Consider the following 2,806-nt stretch of genomic DNA (forward strand, 5'->3'; position numbering starts at 1 on the left):
CGATATGGTCGACCGTATTTTCACCACCCGGCACCATGTTCGGGTTCAGCTCGAACGGATGGAAGGTGATCTCCGGATCGATGACATCGTGCAGGCGCTCGAGTGCGGTCTCGAGGCCACTGAGGCCGATGACGCACCAGGGGCATGCGATATCGGAGACGAAATCGATCTTCATTTTCTGGGGCATGGGGGCAAGCACCTTAGCGTTTGTGGGCGATCGTACACCTCCCAAGCCGTGAGTGGCCTGGACGACAAACCGCTCCAAGATAACGGCCACATTGGATCGGTAAGCTCGAGAAGCAAGGGGAACCGCTAGCCACCCAATACGAGGCAACCCCCATGAGCGCCCCTGCTCCGCTGCCTTTCGAGATGACTTTGGAAATCGTGATCGTCCCCGTCACCGACGTCGAACGCGCAAAGCGCTTCTACGCCAACCTGGGCTGGCGGCTCGACATCGATTACGCCGCAGCCGACGGCTTCCGCGTGATCCAGTTCACGCCTCCCGGCTCAGGCTGCTCGATCATGATCGGTAGCAACATGACGCCCGCGTCGCCAGGGTCCGTGCGGGGGCTGCATCTGGTGGTGGCGGATCTCGCCGCCGCTCGCGCCGAACTCATCCGGCGCGGCGTGGAAATAAGCGAGCCCTTCCACAACGCCGAGGGCATCTTTCACCGGGCGGACGACTCCACCAGCGTGGCCGGCCTCAACCCCGATCGGAAGAGTTATGCCTCCTACGCCAGATTCAGCGATCCGGATGGGAACGAATGGTTGATACAAGAGATCACCGCGCGCCTGGGTGGCCCGCTCGAAGAGGGCGACCCGCGCTTCACACCGCAGATTGTGAACTTCATCCGGCACGGGGCGCCGTAGGATCGGAGCATGCCGCTTGAGCGCACCCGCTACCATGCGTGTTTTCGCGCACAAAGCGGATGCCATGCCGAGTCCTATGTTCACCCGTTTGCTAACCGCCGTGCTGGCGGCCGCTGCCGTGCCCGTCATGGGACCGGCCGTAGCCAATGAGCTTGCGGCACCGCCAGCCGTCGCTCCGGTTCCTTCCAATGGCCTGGCCACCACGCCACCCATGGGCTGGAACAGCTGGAATCATTTTGCCGGCCGGATCACGGCTGCCGATGTGCGTGCGATGACCGACGCCATGGTTGCCAACGGCATGCGCGACGCCGGATACGTCTACGTCAATATCGACGACACCTGGGAAGGCGATCGGAACGCGGCCGGTGACATCGAGACGAATGCCAAGTTCGGTGACATGAAGGCCCTCGCAGACTACGTGCACTCGCGCGGGCTCAAGCTCGGCATCTACTCGTCACCGGGGGCGAAAACCTGCGCCGGCTTCGTCGGCAGTCACGGTCACGAAGACCAGGATGCGCGCCAGTTTGCTGCCTGGGGCGTCGACTATCTGAAGTATGACTACTGCGGCGCCCGTGACATCTACCCGGTCACCCAGCGCAACCAGGAGATGCTCTTCCGCAAGATGGGCGCGGCCCTTCGCGCGGCGGGCCGACCCGTGGTCTACAGCCTCTCGCAGTCCGGCGATTTCGACATCTGGCGATGGGGACCGCAGACCGGCGCCAACCTTTGGCGCACCACGCCGGATATCAGCGATAACTGGGAGTCCATGTCGCAGCGCGGCTTTCGTCAGCTCGATCTCAGCGCATGGTCCGGCCCGGGTCACTGGTCGGACCCCGACATGCTGGAGATCGGCAACGGCGGCATGAGCACGGATGAGTACCGGACGCAGATGAGCTTGTGGTCGATGCTCCCGGCACCTCTGCTCGCCGGCAACGACCTGCGCACGATGGATCCCGCGACGCGGGACATCCTGCTCAATCGCGAGGTGATCGCCGTTGATCAGGATTCGGCCGGACGTCCGGCGCGGCGCCTTGAACGCCAGGGCGACGTTGAGGTGCTCGTGCGCGATATGGCGGATGGGTCAGTGGTCGTGGGTTTCTTCAATCGCGGGGAGAAGGCGACGGCTCGGCTGTCCTGGCAGACGCTGGGAAGCCGCTTCAGCAAATCAGCTCAGGCCCGTGATCTCTGGCAACACACGGCCATCGATACGGGTAGCCCGTTCGTCACGACGCTTCCCCGGCATGGCGCCACCCTGATTCGTGTCGGCGCAGGTCAGTAGGAGCCACCGCCGATCCGYCGGTTCCTGCGGCAGGCAACGCGGATAGTGGGTGCAAGACACAGGCGGGGTTTGGCGGAAACTTATCTTCCTAACGGTGACGGCCACCTTGGGAGAGGCAATGAACACTGCTGCCAACGGCATGAGCGCGGAACAACGGCTCGCCGAATCGGGCATCGTCCTCCCTCCCCCGCCGTCGCCGTTCGGCTCCTATGTGGAAGCCGTGCGTACCGGCAACCTCGTCTACTTCAGCGGCATGGTTCCGGTATGGGGACACGAGCCGCGAGTACGTGGACGGATCGGTGCGGACCTGACGACGGAACAAGGCGAGGAAGCGGCAGAGCAGGCCATGCYCAGCGGATTGGCCGCCGCTCGGGAGTTCCTGGGGTCGCTCGATCAGGTCACCCGCGTGATCAAGGTCGCCGTTTACATGTTGACGACGCCGGAGTTCATCGAGCATCCGAAGGTTGCGGATGGCGCTACGGATTTGATGGAGAGACTCTTCGGCAAGGAGAAGCTTCCCGTCCGCCTGGTTTCCGGGCTTGGCAGCGCGCCACTGGGGATGCCGGTGATCGTCGAGTTCGTGCTTGAGGTGGCTTGAGCCAACCGAAGGGATTTACCGCGTGTAGTGGTATCGGCACTGGGCGACCTGGATCACCG

At 63.6% G+C, this 2,806-nt stretch carries 4 protein-coding genes; 3 read left to right on the plus strand and 1 reads right to left on the minus strand.

What is annotated here, in order from left to right; genetic code table 11:
• Positions 1–187 (minus strand): DsbA family protein (locus AC1DT2_RS19975; RefSeq protein WP_477298257.1); only part of this gene is annotated, 187 nt, incomplete at its 3' end.
• A 152-nt stretch (positions 188–339) separates the two neighbouring features.
• Between AC1DT2_RS19975 and AC1DT2_RS19980 the strand changes: the two genes are divergently transcribed.
• From AC1DT2_RS19980 to AC1DT2_RS19990, 3 genes are all read left to right on the plus strand, one after another.
• A complete protein-coding gene (locus AC1DT2_RS19980; RefSeq protein ID WP_477298258.1) occupies positions 340–870 on the plus strand; it encodes a VOC family protein in 531 nt (176 codons plus the stop codon).
• Positions 871–886: 16 nt separating this feature from the next.
• The gene (locus AC1DT2_RS19985; RefSeq protein WP_477298260.1) at positions 887–2,149 is read left to right on the plus strand and encodes a glycoside hydrolase family 27 protein; all 1,263 of its coding nucleotides are present in this window, start codon (positions 887–889) and stop codon (positions 2,147–2,149) included.
• A 118-nt stretch (positions 2,150–2,267) separates the two neighbouring features.
• On the plus strand, positions 2,268–2,747 hold the full coding sequence (locus AC1DT2_RS19990; RefSeq protein WP_477298262.1) for a RidA family protein: 480 nt from the start codon (positions 2,268–2,270) through the stop codon (positions 2,745–2,747).
• Positions 2,748–2,806: the final 59 nt, after the last annotated feature.

It is taken from the genome of Luteibacter sp. P4_E6 (assembly GCF_056401535.1).